Below are 16,091 nucleotides of genomic sequence, written 5' to 3' on the forward strand. Positions count from 1 at the left end.
TATCATGGGAAAAAATGTTTCAGACCTATTGGTCAATATGCTTGTTGAAGCAGGAGTTAAGCGCGTCTATGCAGTTACAGGAGATAGCCTAAATCCTGTTAATGATGCCGTACGCAGAGATGGTAGATTGCAATGGATTCATGTTCGCCATGAAGAAGCAGGTGCCTATGCAGCTTCAATGGATGCCGAATTAGATGGTATTGGATGTTGTATGGGTAGTAGTGGTCCCGGACATGTGCATCTTGTAAACGGTCTTTACGATGCTAACCGAGCTGGTAACCCTGTAATCGCAATCGCTTCTACAGTCCCAACTAATAAGTTGGGAACCGAAAATTTTCAGGAAACGAATGTCACAAAATTGTTTGATGACTGTAGTAAATATTGTTTTATGGCAAACACGCCAGAACAAGCCGCGCATGGTTTTCAAAGTGCAATCCAATCTGCTATACACCAAAAGGGAGTTGGAGTGGTAGGATTGCCCGGTGATATCGCCTCGGCTGACGCTGCCCATATAACAACATCTGAACAGAATTATTTCACAAATTCTAAACTCTTACCTAGTAACGAAGAACTAAAAACATTAGCTAAAGTAATTAATGAAAATAAAAAGGTGATGGTTTATTGCGGGTATGGCTGTAAGGATGCCCAAGATGAAGTAATGCAACTTGCCAAAAAACTTAATGCTCCTATGGGATTAAGCTTTAGAGGAAAAATATTTTTCGATAAAGAAAGTAATCCATATGTAGTAGGATTAAACGGACTTTTAGGTACAAAGTCTGGATTTAAGTCTATGCACGAAGCCAATGCACTAATACTTTTAGGAACAGATTTTCCTTATACAGATTTTCTCCCTGAAAAAAATACAATTATTCAAATCGATGAAAAACCAGAGCGTATAGGACGAAGAGCGAAAGTAAACTTTGGTTATCATGGTAAAATTAAAGATACTTTAGAAGCTCTAATTCCGATGTTAGAGGCTAAAAAAGACACGTCTTTTCTTGATGATATGAGAAAAGTGCACTTAGATATCGAAGAAAAATATCACAGCTACGTAAAAGAAAAAGGAGAAGATGAAAAAATTCATCCTGAATATGTAGCTTCAGTTATCGATGAAATAGCTAATGATGATGCGATATTCACTGTAGATACAGGCATGAGTGCCGTTTGGGCAGCGCGTTATCTAAAGGGAAAGAAAAATAGATATTTAACGGGTTCTTTTAATCATGGATCGATGGCAAATGCTATGCCTATGGCTATTGGCGCTGGTTTGGGCCATCCAGATCGTCAGGTTATTGCTTTTTGCGGGGACGGAGGAATTTCAATGCTATTGGGTGATTTAATGACTATTAGTCAATATAAAATTCCGGCTAAAATTATCATTTTTAATAATTCCTCATTAGGAATGGTAAAATTAGAAATGCAGGTAGAAGGTTATCCCGAATGGCAGACAGATATGGTAAATCCAGATTTCGCCATGATTGCTAAAGCTATGAATATCGAAAGTTGGGTGGTAAAAAGTCCATCTAATGTTAGACAAGCATTGGCTGAAGCTTTTGCGTATGACGGACCTGCAGTGGTTAACATTTTTACCGATCCTGACGCTTTAGCGATGCCCCCTGAAATTAAGTTTGAACAAATAAAAGGTTTTGCGAAAACCATGGGTAAAATGATGATAAATGGAAAATCTGCAGATGTAATTGATACCGCTAAATCTGATGCTAAATATTTGAAAGAGCTATTTTAACCTCAAAAATTGATCTAGGTTAATAGTTCTGGTTAAATATGAGTTAAAGATAAAACTGCAAAATTACAGCTATTTGATTTCAATTAGTTTTGCCAAAAATAGTTAGAATGAATACTACAGAAATAAAAGCATTTGGTGCTAAATCTAAAACAGCATCTTTAGAAGAATTAAACATTGAAAGAAGAGAAACCTTAGCCGATGATGTAGAAATCGATATTCTATATTGCGGCGTATGTCATAGCGATATACATACCGTACGAAACGATTGGGGAGGTTCTAAATATCCAGTAGTGCCAGGTCACGAAATTGTTGGTAGAGTAATTAGCGTTGGAGATAAGGTTTCTAAATTTAAGGAAGGTCAGCTTGTAGGTGTTGGCTGTATGGTAGATTCTTGTCAGCATTGCGATTCTTGCAAAGACGGATTAGAACAATACTGTGAGAATGGTATGGTGGGAACTTATAACGGAAAAGATAAACACCTTGGCGGTCATACTTACGGTGGATATTCAGAAAAAATTATTGTAGATCAAAAATTTGTTTTGGATGTGCCAGAAACTTTAGATGCTAAAGCAGTGGCGCCATTACTTTGCGCAGGGATAACTACATGGTCACCATTAAGAAATTGGAATGTAAAAGAAGGTGATAAAGTTGGTGTTATTGGTTTAGGAGGATTGGGCCATATGGGTATAAAATTCGCCCACGCTCTTGGCGCTAAAGTGGTAATGATTACAACCTCTCCTGGCAAAAGTGAAGATGCTAAGAGATTAGGAGCAGATGAAGTTCTTATTTCTAAAGACGCCGAACAAATGGCTGAGCATAAAGCTAGTTTTGATTTTCTACTGAATACCGTTCCTGTAAAGCACGATATCAATCCATATATAGGTCTGCTTAAAAGAGATGCTACTATGGTTTTAGTTGGCGCAATTGAACCATTAGAATTCCATGGTGGCGGAGTGATTGCCGGAAGAAAAAGTATTGCAGGATCTTTGATCGGAGGAATTAAAGAAACTCAAGAAATGTTAGATTTCTGTGGAGAACACGACATCGTTTCGGATATAGAAATGATCGATATGCAAAATATCAATGAAGCCTATGATCGTGTAACCAGTAACGATGTTAAATATCGTTTTGTAATCGACATGCAGTCATTAAAAAACTAATTAAGCTGAAATTATTTTTTCAATATTAGGGAAAAAATATAACATTTTTTTATCTAAACTGCCTTTGAGTTATAATCCGCGGATGTGTAATTTAAAGGCAGTTTTAATTTTAATCAAAAAACATAATCATGAGCATATTTTCATCGCTATTGGGCAACGCCGGGGCTATTAGTAAAGAGAAACTGGAAGAGAAATATCATAAGCTATTAATCCCTTCAGAGAATATAGAAGCTGGATTTAAATTAATTAGAGATACTTTTATATTCACCAATAAAAGATTAATTCTGGTAGATATTCAGGGTTTAACTGGAAAGAAAACCGAATATTTTTCAGTGACTTATAAAAGTATAAGTCGGTTTAGCGTAGAAACCGCCGGAAGTTTTGATTTGGATGCTGAACTAAAAATTTGGATTTCTGGGGAACAAAATCCTTCTATAAGTAAAAGGTTCAATACAAGTGTCGATATTTATGAAGTACAGAAAATACTGGCCTCTTTTGTTCTTTAATTGTCTCTCTAAGAATCGCAAAATTAAATTTAACCGAATAGATATCCATATTTTCAGTAATAGATCCCAGACTTATTTGGCATACAATTATTCACTTCAGTCACATAGTGAACATTGCGATTGACCGACAAGTTTACCCTCAGTATTTGTTTCGTATTTACAGCATTCTTTAAAGCGATTTTTCATTATCTTTTTTGATCTTCGAATAAGCGCTTTAGCATTCGCCAGTGAAAGACTTGCTAATTCTGCGGCTTCCTTTTGTGGTTTTCCATCAACATAAACGAGCTTCATAAGCCTGCGATTTTTTTCTGGCAACTCGTTCAAAAATTTATCAAAACAACAAACTTGAGTAAAAGGACTAGAATCCTCTTCTGAATTCTGGAATCTTATGTCCCTTACACAATATACCGAGTCTTTAAAGTAATCGTTAATCTCATTTCTAATAATCTGAAAGATCCAGGATTTCAATTTACCTGGATTTTTCAGTTTATCTAAGTTTTTATGAATTTTTATAAACGAATTTTGTAGAATATCATTAGTATGCTCTTCATTCTTTACTCTTTTCAGAATAAAGAAATAAAACTCGATATGGTATTTTTCCCAAATTTCTCTGGTATTCATACACTTATAATTCTTTGCCGCAGCAAGAACATTTATCACAATTGCATTCTTTACACGGGCAATTAGCAGCGGCGCAATTTATACAATTACATTTATCGCATTCGCACTGGGTACAATTACATTTACTCATATCTACAGGTTTTTATTTGTAGACTGAAAATGCTATAAAAAGATACAATTTTACATATAAAATTTATCCATTACCATTAAAACCAGGATAGCATGTCATTCCGCCATCCACAAATATTGTTGTACCGTTAATGTATTCAGATTCATCAGATGCCAGCCAGGATGCTACACTGCCAATGTCTTCAGGTTCTCCAATTTCGTCATAAGGAATCACCTTTTTCATTTTTTTACGGCCTTCTTCAGTACTCCAAACATCTTTATTAATTTCAGTTTTAATAGCGCCCGGGGCAATGCTATTACAGCGTATTTTTCTAGACGCATATTCCTGGCAGATACTTTTCATTAACATTTCAATTCCTCCCTTAGATGCTGCATAATTTGCATGCCCGGCCCAAGGAATAATCTCGTGTACCGAACTCATAGTTATAATTTTCCCAAGAGATTTAGAAACTTTTGGTCGCATACCTCGATTCAGAAATTCGATAATCGCTTCTTTACAGCAAAGAAATTGTCCCGTAAGATTTAGAGCTATTACCTGGTTCCATTGATCTAATGTCATTTTATGCAATTCAGCATCTTGTTGCATTCCTGCATTAGGGACGCAAATATCTATAGTCCCAAATTTGTCTATTCCTTTTTTAAAAAGTTGCTTTACTTCTTTTTCTTTACTTACATCTGCCTTTACTACTATGGTCTCTCCACCTGCTTTACACTCGCTTATTTCGTTAGCGACATCTTCAGCTTCTTCTTTACTAGAATGATAATTTATAACAATATTTGCGCCTTCTTTGCCCATAGCCAATGCTACGGCTTTACCTATGCCAGAACTGGATCCTGTGATAATAGCAGTCTGTCCTTCTAGTCTTTTATTGGGTGTATGCATAACTTTTTTATTTAAAGTTAGCCGAATTAAAAACTAAACTATGTTATTCAGACGTTAATTTCTTGTATACGCCATTGCTCCATCCGAATCCGTCTTGGGTTGGATATTCCCCGCCTCCACTTTCCTTAGATAAATCTTCCACATTATATTTTTCAGTCATTTTGTAGGTATTTTTATATACCTTTTCATTTAGATTAATCCAACGATCTTTTATTGTATCGGCTAAATCTAAAATTTGATAATTCTGAAGTGCTTTGTAAGATATCCATTGCAAAGGTGCCCATCCATTGGGCGCGTCCCATTGCTGGCCACTATGATTTGGTGTGCTCACTATTCCTCCTTTTTTCAATAATTCAGTTTTTAAAGTTTCAGCAGCTTTTTGGGCTTTATCTTCCGTAGGGATTTCAAAAAACAAAGGGTAAATGCCGGCAGCAGAAATTACGGATGTTTGCTCTTGCTTTACAAAATCGTAATCTTTATAAAATGCGCTTGAAGCATTCCAAAAATACTTATCGATAGCTTTTTTTCTAATTTCGGCTAGTTCTTTAAATTCCTTTGATAGATCTGGCTGGCCGCTAATAAGATAAGCTTTAGCCAAGGTTTTCTCTAAGTGATACAAAAGGCTATTTAGGTCGATTGGTAAAATAGCTGTGGTATGAATATCTTTAAGGTCAAATTTGCCATTTTCATCAGGTTTTATCCATCGGCTAGAAAAATCCCAACCCGATTCGGCTGCTGCTCTTAAATCTCTGTAAACTTGTTCTTTCGTTAAATTATCGGTTTCTTTTACGGCAGCTTCAGCTGTTTTTAAGTCTTCTCGATAACTTTCAGGTCTAGGTGTATTTTTGTTATCGTAATAGCGATTCAAGATACTTCCGTTCGGCATCCGAACAACTCTTTTATAAACCGAATTATTTTCAGAAAGTTGATTCTCGCCTTCCATCCAAAACCGATATTCTTTTTCCAATTCAGATAAAAAAGAAGTGTAAATTGAATCTCCTTTTTCTTCAGCTAATAAATCGACCATTAACGCATAAAATGGAGGTTGAGAACGGCTAAGATAATAGGTACGGTTTCCGTTGGGAATAAAGCCATATTCGTTAATTAGATAAGAAAAATTGTCTACCATTTGCTGGATCATTTCTATTTCTCCATCTACTTGCAAACCAAGCATCGTAAAATAACTATCCCAATAATAGATTTCTCTAAAACGACCACCGGGAACAATGTAGGGACGTGGCAAAGGAATTAGTGTACCCGAAATTTTACGATCTGCGGGGCGCTTTAAAACCGACCATAACTTTGTAATATGCGCATCGATAGCTGAAGAATCTGTTTTATATTCTTGACGCTTTTCTTCCCCAGGAATGTGAAAATTTTGTTTTAAAAATTGAAGAATATAGGTATTCGAAGAATCTTTGATATTGCTGTATTCAGATTTGATAGAATCTAAAGAACGCTTGGGTAAAGCATCAACAAAAGTTTTACTATCTGAAAATAAGTTCTCATTTTGCTGAATGTCATAAAAAAGATCCCCATAAAGCTGCTCGGGCGGAAGAATACTAATTTCTTGGACTAAAACCTTTTCTTCTTTGCTTTTATCTTTACAAGAAATTGATATAAAAGCAATTACAAAGAATAAGATACTATATGGTTGAAATCTTCGCATATTTAAAAATTCAATTAGAAGTTTTATAAATATAACCAAGATCGGCAAATTCTAAGAATTTAAGTTTGCTTATCTGAATGCTGTCTTCTCCTGATGCGATGCATTCCTTCATAAAAAAAACGACTACTGTCGATTTTTTTAACTTGAACATCCTCAGCATTTCCTGTATCCAAATCACGAGTTTCAGGTATTCCACTACAAGAAACTAGAGAAACGCTTACTAATAAAATTAAAAATAAGGTAAATTTCATCGAATTATTTCATGAATAACTTATACAATAATACGCTGCAGCAGCGCACGGGAGAATACCCAGGCAAGGGGATATTCAATAAAAAAGCATGGTAAAATTTAGAAAGGAACATTCATTGAAGCTGAATTAGAAGAACTCAGTTTTATCATAAATAAACATCTATGGACATAATCTGCTACAGGCTCTTCAAAAGTATTTTCATATGCAAAAATTAGATTTGCGACTTTTAAAAAAGTGGGTACTAATGAATATTGAAGAGCGCAGCAGAAAAATAATTGACTAATACAAATCGCTCAAATGGGCTAATCGCCCTCTAAGCAACATCTAAAATACTGATTTTCAGTATTAAATAAAAATACCCAATTATAGGTATTTTTTATCGCTGTAGTCGCCCTCATACATTCATCACTTATAAATAAAGATGCCTGGAAAATGATTAGAAATTGCTACTTAAAATCATATTTTAGCAGAAAAAAAATGGAGATCATCAGTTTTGAGCCTCAGTACAGCAAGGATTTTAAAAGACTTAATATAGAGTGGTTAGAAAAATATTTTTACGTAGAACCACATGATGAAGACGTACTAGGCAAACCTGAAGAATACATTATTAAATCTGGTGGACAAATTTTCTTTGTTAAGCAAAATGAGGAAATTATAGGATGCGTAGCTTTAATGAAAATAGAAGAAAATATTTTCGAATTAACGAAGATGGCCATTTCGCCAAAATTTCATGGAAAGAAAATTGGTCAAAAATTAATAAATTTCACTATTGAATATGCTAAACGTCAACCTTGGGAAACGCTTATAATTTATAGTAGTAGAAAATTAGAAAATGCTCTTCATATTTATAAAAAGTTTGGTTTTACTGAAATCCCTATTGAAGAAAATAATCCCTATGCGCGAGGAGATATAAAAATGAAGCTTCAGTTATCTTAAATCTTTGTAAAACAGCCTGTATTTGATATTGTCTTGCTTAATTTTATATTCAATAAAAACCATTCAGAATGAAAAAAATAATTTTTACCGCTGCTACTGTGCTTTCATTATTTGCCTGCAAAAATGAAAAAACAGAGGCGAAACCAGGAACAATGATTCCGGCTGAAGACGGAGTTGTAAACATGAACGAGGATGAAACAGAGTCAAAAGATAAAGAAACTATTCATATCGAACCTATTTCTCATGCAACTGCAGTAATCAATTGGGATACGGCTGTATTTTATACCGATCCTGTTGGAGGAGCAGAAGCTTTTGAAAATGTAGATAAACCAGATTTTATTTTGGTGACTGATATTCATGGCGATCACATGAATGCAGCTACTTTAAAAGGATTAGAATTAGACGATAAAAAGATCATAGTTCCGCAAGCAGTAAAAGATGAATTACCAAGTTCTTTACAACAAAATCTGATGGTAATGAATAACGGAGATTCGAAGGAAATCGATGGTTTTACAATCGAGGCCATTCCTATGTATAATTTACCAGAGGCTGATGATGCCATGCATATTAAAGGTCGTGGTAATGGATATATCATTGAAAAAGATGGAAAGCGTTTATATATTTCTGGAGATACTGAAGATATTCCGGAAATGAGAAATCTCAAGAATATTGATGCTGCGTTAGTTTGCATGAACCTTCCTTACACTATGCCGGTAGATCAGGCTGCAGAAGGTGTTTTAGCTTTTGCTCCTAAAAAGGTTTATCCTTATCACTACCGCGGAAAAGATGGGTTGGCAGATGTAGAAAAATTTAAATCTCTAGTTGAAGAAAAGAATAAAGATATTGAGGTAATTCTTTTGGACTGGTATCCTGAAATGTAAACTTGTTCTTATTCAAAAAATAAAGGCTGTGAGTTGATGTGCTCACAGCCTTTGTTATTTTCTACGTTTATTGATTGATATTTAGAAACTACGGGAATTAAGATTTAGCTTTAAGGGTAACTGGTAATTTAAATTCTTCTACATCTGGATCTACGGCACAATTAATCTTTTTGTAATTCAATTTTTGTTTAATAAAACGCTTTACTTCGTCATTATCTGCTTCAACAGAAAGCACAACAATTTCATTGTCTTTATTGATAGCCAAAAGTACATTTGCTCTAACATCTTTCTTTAAGTCCAACTCATGATTCTTCAGTAAAGAAGAAATTTCTAGGCTCATCATTCTGGGATCTGGCTCAAAAGCCATTTCTAAATTGTTTGCACTTGTAGTGAACGTGCTGCAAATTGCGATTGCTACTACGAGCAATAAGGATTGTAATCTTTTCATGATTAAATTTTTTAAAAGTTTAATACACTCTAAAGACGACAGTTAGCAATCGAATGTTACACAACTAATAATTTTTTAAGTTCTTTTTAACTATTACAGAAGTGAAAAAATTTGATAAACAAATATTTTAAGGTCTAGTCAACAGAACATTTTTTATAATACATATAAATTTTTGGCAAGGTTTATTATTAATAACCCCCCAAGATTGATCTCTATAAAGTAAATTTCTCCGAGGCAAGCCCACGGAGCATCTTAGCTGAACGCGTTTTCAAACTTTAAAAATTTACTAACGAGGCAAGCCTCGGGGTATTTACCCTCCTAGAATAAAAAAGCCCGCAAAATGCGAGCTTTATTTGTATAAATTTGACTGATATTTAAGCAAGAACTTCCTGTACTTTATCAGCTGCTTCTTTAAATTGTACTGCACTAGAAACCGCTAATCCACTTTCGTCGATTAATTTCTTAGCAACATCTGCATTTGTACCTTGTAATCTAACGATAATTGGTACTTTAATGGCATCTCCCATATTTTTGTAGGCATCCACGATACCTTGCGCCACACGATCACAACGTACAATACCTCCAAAAATATTTACAAGAATTGCTTCTACTTTATCATCTTTCAAGATTAATCTAAAAGCTTCTTCAACACGCTTAGCATCTGCAGTTCCTCCTACATCTAAAAAGTTTGCAGGTTCACCACCGGCTTGCTTAATAAGATCCATAGTTGCCATTGCAAGACCGGCTCCATTTACCATACAGCCAACATTACCATCTAAATCTACGTAGTTAAGACCTACTTCTTTAGCTTCAACCTCTGTTGGATTCTCCTCACGTTTATCACGCATCTCTGCGTAATCTTTATGACGGAAAAGTGCATTATCATCTAAAGTAACTTTAGCATCTACTGCCAAAATTTTATCATCACTTGTCTTTAAAACAGGATTGATTTCAAATAAGGAAGAATCAGATTTATCAAAAGCAGTATAAAGCGACATTACGAATTTTGTCATTTCTTTAAACCCGGTTCCACTAAGCCCAAGATTAAAAGCTATTCTTCTAGCCTGAAATGGCATTAATCCAGTTGCAGGATCGATTTCTTCAGTAAAAATTAAATGCGGAGTTTCTTCAGCAACGGTTTCGATATCTACTCCACCTTCAGTAGAATACATAATCATATTACGACCTGTAGAACGATTAAGCAATACAGACATATAATATTCTTCTGGTTCGTTATCTCCTGGATAGTAAACGTCTTCTGCAATATATACCTGATGAACTTTTTTACCTTCAGCAGAAGTTTGCGGAGTTACAAGATTCATCCCGATAATTTCTCCTGCAATTTGCTCAACTTCCTTAAGGTTTTTAGCTAGTTTAACACCGCCACCTTTACCACGGCCACCTGCATGAACCTGTGCTTTAATCACATGCCATCCGGTACCGGTTTGTTCAGTTAATTCTTTTGCGGCTTTTACAGCTTCTTCTGCACTGTGAGCTACAATACCTCTTTGGGTACGTACGCCGAAACTGCTTAGTATTTCTTTTCCTTGATATTCGTGTATGTTCATAATCAGGTATTTCTTCAGTTTTAATTATGGTAAACAAAAGTAACAAATGTAAAAGTATTAGACCAATAAATTTGCCTTAAACATTTTGTATTAATCTACTAATTCTGCTTAAATAGAAGGCGATTTCAACATATTACAGCTCAGACTATAAGGTTATCGTAATTAATCCAAGTGTTTTTCTATTTTCTGAGTATTCTCAACTATTTTTGCGCTTTTAAGAAAAGCTAAAATTAATCATTTGAGATCAACCGCACTCAAATTATACAAAAGGATTTATGAATAAAGCGCTAATCGCATTAGCAATAGGAGGATTTGGCATTGGTATGACCGAATTTGTGATAATGGGTATTTTACCCGATGTAGCTTCAGCATTAGATATTACCATTCCGCAAGCAGGGCATTTTATTTCAGCTTACGCGTTAGGAGTTGTTGTAGGTGCACCGCTACTAACAGGGATTGGCGGTAAATGGCCCGCTCATAAAACTTTATTGTTCCTAATGCTATGGTTTACCGTTTTTAATACATTATCTGCATTTGCAAACAGCTATACGCTCTTGCTAATTTCAAGATTTCTATCTGGCTTACCACATGGTGCTTTTTTTGGTATTGGAGCGGTGGTTGCAAGTAAACTTGCCAAACCCGGTAAAGAAGCGCGAGCTATTGCTACAATGTTTACAGGGCTAACTTTAGCTAATGTAATAGGTGTGCCTCTTGGAACTTATTTTGGACATAATTTTAATTGGAATATTGCTTTCTTTTTAGTTGGAATAGTGGGTATCTGCGCAATTTTAGGCATCAAATTTTGGATGCCAGAATTACCTAAAAGCTCTCCAGAAGGAATAGTAAAAGATTTTAAAGTGCTAAAAAGACTTGAGCTCTGGATGGTTATTTTGCTAACAACTATTGGTACAGGCGGATTCTTTGCATGGTACAGTTATATCGCTCCATTAATTACAGATGTTGCAGGCCATCCCGAAAGTGTGGTGAGTTACGCGATGATTTTAGCAGGTTTAGGAATGGTTACAGGAAATTTTATAGGAGCAAAATTGGCCGAGAGCTTCTCTCCTATTTATGCGGTATTAATTGCACTCATATTAATGGTTATTGCACTCGTATCTAATACCTATCTAGCCCATGATAAAATTGGAGTATTAGTGATGACCTTTTTAATTGGGACCATTGCATTTTGCCTTTCTACACCTGTACAAATGGCGGTGATCAATTCCGCTAAAGGATCTGAAATGCTGGGATCTTCATTAAATCAAAGTGCATTTAATATGGGGAATGCCTCTGGTGCCTATCTAGCCGGGTTGCCAATTGCTGCTGGATATGCTTATACCTCGGCAGATTTTGTGGGCGCAGGAATGGCTAGTGCTGGTATTATTCTCAGTTTTGTTGTTATTTATCTGCGGAAGAAAAATAAAAATAAAGCACCTAACCCAATTGAAGCTTAAATTTACAGAAATAACAGATTGTTCAAATTCGTTATTTTTTTGATATTCTTTTGGGTGGAAATGGATTAGGCCAGTATTTTGGTCTCATTAAATTTAGAAAATAAAAATGACAAATCAAGATCTTCTTGCAATTGCAGATGAATATGGAAGTCCCGTTTATGTTTATGATGTCGAAAAGATTGAAGCACAATACAAGCGACTAACCAATGCATTTAGCAGTGTTAAAAACCTTAGAATCCATTATGCTGTAAAAGCGCTTTCAAATATATCTATTCTTAAGTTTTTAAATAAATTAGGAAGTGGTTTAGACACCGTAAGCATTCAGGAAGTTCGTCTTGGCTTAAAAGCCGGTGTAGATCCTTCTAAAATTATCTATACCCCAAATGGCGTATCATTAGAAGAAATTGAAGAAGTTGCAAAACTTGGTGTACAGATAAATATCGATAATCTGTCGATTTTAGAACAATTTGGCACCCGACATCCTAAAACTCCCGTTTGTATAAGGATTAACCCACATGTTATGGCTGGGGGAAATTCGAAAATATCAGTAGGACATATCGATTCGAAATTTGGTATTTCAATTCATCAAATGCCCTTATTAAAAAGAATTGTAGAAAACACAGGAATGACCATTAACGGAATTCACATGCATACCGGTAGTGATATTCTGGATATTCAGGTATTTATTCAGGCTTCAGAAATATTATTTGATGCCGCCAGAAATTTTGATAATCTTGAGTTTATTGATTTTGGCAGTGGGTTTAAAGTACCTTATAAACCTGGCGACATAGAAACTGATATTGAAGAATTAGGTGCAGAATTATCTAAAAGGTTTAAGTCTTTTTGTAAAGAATACGGCAAAGATCTAACACTAGCTTTTGAGCCGGGAAAATATCTTGTTAGCGAATCTGGAAAATTTTTGGCCAAAGTAAATGTTATAAAACAAACCACATCTACAGTTTTTGCAGGAATCGACACTGGTTTTAATCACTTAATAAGACCTATGTTCTACGGCTCGCATCACGAAATTTCTAATATATCTAATCCTGATGGAAAACAAAGATTTTATTCGGTTGTAGGATATATTTGTGAAACCGACACCTTTGCTTCTAACCGCAGAATTTCTGAAATTACAGAAGGCGACTTATTGGCGTTTAGCAATTCTGGAGCTTACTGCTACTCTATGTCCAGTAATTTTAACTCTAGATTTCGTCCCGCTGAAGTATTATGGTACAATAAAGAAGCACATCTTATTAGGGAAAGAGAAACTTTTGATGATCTTCTAAAACATCAAATTGAACTTGACTTTTCTAAAGAAGTCAAAGCATAAAAAATTACCGTAGCTCATTTTTCATATTAAAAGGAGTAAGAATTTTCCAAAATCAGGTTAAACAGATTTTAGATAATTCTTGCTCCTTTTTTTATTTTCTTAAAAAATTTTGAAATAGAAAAATCATAAAATAATGCAATCAATTCAATAGCATAAAACCAGCTATAATAGCGCATTTCGCTAAAATTAAGGAGTAACTATCTAGCCATCAGAGGAATGATTAATTAACAATGAAATAGAAATAAATTAACATAAAGTTAATTTTAATGTTTTTTTTTATTATATTCGTAAGACCAAACATTTTAACACCCTATTATGAATTTTATTGATCAAGAACTTCAATTTTTTATACTGCAATCATTAGGATTGTTAGCTATAATGTTCCCTGCATTTTGTATTCTTAGTATTGTAAGAAATTCTAACGCTTTTAAAAAGAGAGGCAAATTGATGTGGACTTTAGTGGTAATTTTAATTCCTATTATTGGATCATTCCTGTATTTATCTATCGGAAGAGAAAAGGTTTTAAATACTGAAATTCAGTCTAACATTCAATAGCACCCTATAACGTTTGAAATAAGAAAAGCCCTCATTATATTTGAGAGCTTTTTTTATTTATAAATTTATTTATAAACGGTATTTTCCTGTTCTGCAACCCTTATAAATGTTGTTCTTTTAGTAAGTTCTTTTAACCTACTCGCACCAACGTAAGTACAGGTACTTCTAAGTCCTCCAAGAATATCTTGCAGTGTATTTTCAACGGCTCCTCTATAAGGCACTTCTACTGTTTTACCCTCACTCGCACGATACTCTGCTACGCCTCCGGCATGTTTTTCCATTGCAGTGTTAGAACTCATTCCGTAGAAACGTTTATATTTTTCACCCTGTAATTCGATAATATCACCACCACTTTCATCATGGCCAGCTAGCATACCTCCCAGCATCACAAAATCGGCACCAGCACCAAATGCTTTTGCAATATCTCCAGGAATAGCGCAACCACCATCACTTATTATTTGCCCGCCTAATCCATGAGCTGCATCGGCACATTCAATAATTGCGGACAATTGTGGGTAGCCAACTCCGGTTTTCACTCTTGTGGTACAAACCGATCCTGGTCCTATCCCTACTTTTACAATATCGGCTCCGGCTATCAGCAACTCTTCTACCATTTCACCTGTCACAACATTTCCGGCGATGATTACTTTTTCAGGGAAATTCTCTCTGGTTTTTTCCAAAAATTCTACAAAATGTTCAGAATAACCATTTGCAACATCAATGCAGATAAATTTTAGATCTTTAGAGAGTGATAAAATTTCCTTTAATTTCTTAGAATCTTCTTTCCCCGTTCCTGTACTTACCGCTATATAATTCTTAAGTTCTGGTGAGGTTTCCTCAATAAAAGTTTTCCATTCTTCAATAGTATAATGCTTATGGATTGCCGTAAACAATTTCTTCTCAGCTAACTTTTTTGCCATTTCAAATGTTCCTACGGTATCCATATTAGCTGCCATAATTGGTGTACCGGTCCAGGTAATTTTTGCATGCAAAAAAGTATACGTTCGCTCTAGGCTTACCTGTGATCTACTTTTTAGGGTAGAACGCTTTGGACGTATCATCACATCCTTAAACCCAAGTTTTAAATCCTGCTCAATTCTCATTCAACTTTCAATTTAGTTACCCTCAAAAATATAAGTTAGTTTGATATAAATTCAGTATGATTAATTAAATTTCACCAAAATCTTAAAAATGCTTTACGCCCAACAACTAACGAAAATTATTCGAATTTAATCTACACCAGATAAACAGGCACAAAGCAAAACCAAAAATTCTAATTCTTTTTCCTGAAAACTAAAAGACTAACTTTATTATAAAATTATTGAACCTTGAAGAAAATAGAGATTATTGAAAAGAAAGTACTATCGAATGAATGGGCCATTTTAAACGAATATGTTTATAGCTTTGAGCGTAAAGACGGAACTCGCCAGATTCATAACCGCGAAGTTTATGACAAAGGAGACGGCTCTGCAATTATTCTTTATAATCTAGAAACGAAAAAAATAATCCTTACACGCCAATTTAGAATACCTACTTATGTTAACGGGAATGAAGATGGTTACCTAATTGAAGCCTGTGCAGGACTTTTAGACGGACTTACACCAGAGGAATGTATTGTAAAAGAAACTGAAGAAGAAACCGGTTATAGAATAAAAACACCAAAACGATTATTTCACTCTTATATGGTTGCGGGTGCAGTAACCGAAATAATATACTTTTTCGTCGCTCCTTATGATGAATCTATGAAAATAGGAAAAGGAGGCGGATTAGCTTCTGAAGGAGAGGAAATAGAAATTATAGAAATTGATTTTGAAGAAGCCTACGAAATGATCGCTACGGGTAAAATCGTTGATGCTAAAACCATCATTCTTTTACAACACATGAAGATAAATAAGATCATGTAAAACAATAAAACACGAGAACGAGTATAAAATTATTTTTGAAAAAAGTTTGTGC

Annotated in this window: 16 protein-coding genes; 9 read left to right on the forward strand and 7 right to left on the reverse strand. The window is 34.8% G+C overall.

Features of this window, described 5'->3' with window-relative positions; all coding sequences use genetic code 11:
• Window positions 1-4: 4 nt before the first annotated feature.
• The 3 genes from PBT91_RS11775 to PBT91_RS11785 all read left to right on the forward strand — a co-directional run bounded on the left by PBT91_RS11775 (window position 5) and on the right by PBT91_RS11785 (window position 3,410).
• Entirely contained in the window at window positions 5-1,744 is a 1,740-nt protein-coding gene (locus PBT91_RS11775) for a thiamine pyrophosphate-dependent enzyme (RefSeq protein WP_270058659.1), read from the forward strand.
• 107 nt (window positions 1,745-1,851) lie between these two features.
• Window positions 1,852-2,904 (forward strand): NAD(P)-dependent alcohol dehydrogenase, encoded by a 1,053-nt coding sequence (locus PBT91_RS11780; RefSeq protein WP_270058660.1) that lies wholly within the window; start codon window positions 1,852-1,854, stop codon window positions 2,902-2,904.
• A gap of 128 nt (window positions 2,905-3,032) precedes the next feature.
• Complete coding sequence (locus tag PBT91_RS11785; RefSeq protein ID WP_270058661.1) at window positions 3,033-3,410, forward strand: PH domain-containing protein; 378 nt, start codon at window positions 3,033-3,035, stop codon at window positions 3,408-3,410.
• Between the two features lie 96 nt (window positions 3,411-3,506).
• Here PBT91_RS11785 and PBT91_RS11790 read toward each other — a convergent pair whose 3' ends face one another.
• The 4 genes from PBT91_RS11790 to PBT91_RS11805 all read right to left on the reverse strand — a co-directional run bounded on the left by PBT91_RS11790 (window position 3,507) and on the right by PBT91_RS11805 (window position 6,963).
• Entirely contained in the window at window positions 3,507-4,031 is a 525-nt protein-coding gene (locus PBT91_RS11790) for a sigma-70 family RNA polymerase sigma factor (RefSeq protein WP_270058662.1), read from the reverse strand.
• Between the two features lie 193 nt (window positions 4,032-4,224).
• Window positions 4,225-5,043 carry an SDR family oxidoreductase gene (locus tag PBT91_RS11795; protein ID WP_270058663.1) on the reverse strand — a complete coding sequence of 273 codons (819 nt, stop codon included), beginning with the start codon at window positions 5,041-5,043 and terminating at the stop codon, window positions 4,225-4,227.
• 43 nt (window positions 5,044-5,086) lie between these two features.
• Window positions 5,087-6,712 (reverse strand): alpha,alpha-trehalase TreF, encoded by a 1,626-nt coding sequence (gene treF / locus PBT91_RS11800; protein WP_270058664.1) that lies wholly within the window; start codon window positions 6,710-6,712, stop codon window positions 5,087-5,089.
• A gap of 59 nt (window positions 6,713-6,771) precedes the next feature.
• Entirely contained in the window at window positions 6,772-6,963 is a 192-nt protein-coding gene (locus tag PBT91_RS11805) for a hypothetical protein (protein ID WP_270058665.1), read from the reverse strand.
• A gap of 477 nt (window positions 6,964-7,440) precedes the next feature.
• Between PBT91_RS11805 and PBT91_RS11810 the strand changes: the two genes are divergently transcribed.
• Complete coding sequence (locus tag PBT91_RS11810; RefSeq protein ID WP_270058666.1) at window positions 7,441-7,899, forward strand: GNAT family N-acetyltransferase; 459 nt, start codon at window positions 7,441-7,443, stop codon at window positions 7,897-7,899.
• Between the two features lie 68 nt (window positions 7,900-7,967).
• Window positions 7,968-8,780, forward strand: coding sequence for an MBL fold metallo-hydrolase (locus PBT91_RS11815; RefSeq protein WP_270058667.1), 813 nt, complete (start codon window positions 7,968-7,970; stop codon window positions 8,778-8,780).
• Window positions 8,781-8,877: 97 nt separating this feature from the next.
• Here the strand turns inward: PBT91_RS11815 and PBT91_RS11820 are convergent, their stop codons facing one another.
• A complete protein-coding gene (locus tag PBT91_RS11820; protein WP_270058668.1) occupies window positions 8,878-9,228 on the reverse strand; it encodes a hypothetical protein in 351 nt (116 codons plus the stop codon).
• A 374-nt stretch (window positions 9,229-9,602) separates the two neighbouring features.
• Window positions 9,603-10,796, reverse strand: a complete 1,194-nt coding sequence (gene sucC, locus PBT91_RS11825) for an ADP-forming succinate--CoA ligase subunit beta (RefSeq protein WP_270058669.1) — start codon at window positions 10,794-10,796, stop codon at window positions 9,603-9,605.
• A gap of 275 nt (window positions 10,797-11,071) precedes the next feature.
• Here sucC and PBT91_RS11830 point away from each other — a divergent pair, with 275 nt between their 5' ends.
• From PBT91_RS11830 to PBT91_RS11840, 3 genes are all read left to right on the forward strand, one after another.
• Entirely contained in the window at window positions 11,072-12,250 is a 1,179-nt protein-coding gene (locus tag PBT91_RS11830; protein WP_270058670.1) for an MFS transporter, read from the forward strand.
• 106 nt (window positions 12,251-12,356) lie between these two features.
• Window positions 12,357-13,580 carry a diaminopimelate decarboxylase gene (gene lysA, locus PBT91_RS11835; protein ID WP_270058671.1) on the forward strand — a complete coding sequence of 408 codons (1,224 nt, stop codon included), beginning with the start codon at window positions 12,357-12,359 and terminating at the stop codon, window positions 13,578-13,580.
• Window positions 13,581-13,895: 315 nt separating this feature from the next.
• Window positions 13,896-14,135, forward strand: coding sequence for a PLD nuclease N-terminal domain-containing protein (locus PBT91_RS11840; protein ID WP_270058672.1), 240 nt, complete (start codon window positions 13,896-13,898; stop codon window positions 14,133-14,135).
• Window positions 14,136-14,200: 65 nt separating this feature from the next.
• Here PBT91_RS11840 and PBT91_RS11845 read toward each other — a convergent pair whose 3' ends face one another.
• A complete protein-coding gene (locus PBT91_RS11845) occupies window positions 14,201-15,238 on the reverse strand; it encodes a GMP reductase (RefSeq protein WP_270058673.1) in 1,038 nt (345 codons plus the stop codon).
• A gap of 225 nt (window positions 15,239-15,463) precedes the next feature.
• Here PBT91_RS11845 and PBT91_RS11850 point away from each other — a divergent pair, with 225 nt between their 5' ends.
• Entirely contained in the window at window positions 15,464-16,039 is a 576-nt protein-coding gene (locus tag PBT91_RS11850; protein ID WP_270058674.1) for an NUDIX domain-containing protein, read from the forward strand.
• The last annotated feature ends 52 nt before the right edge of the window (window positions 16,040-16,091 follow it).

It is taken from the genome of Zunongwangia sp. HGR-M22 (genome assembly GCF_027594425.1).
Lineage (GTDB): Bacteria > Bacteroidota > Bacteroidia > Flavobacteriales > Flavobacteriaceae > Zunongwangia.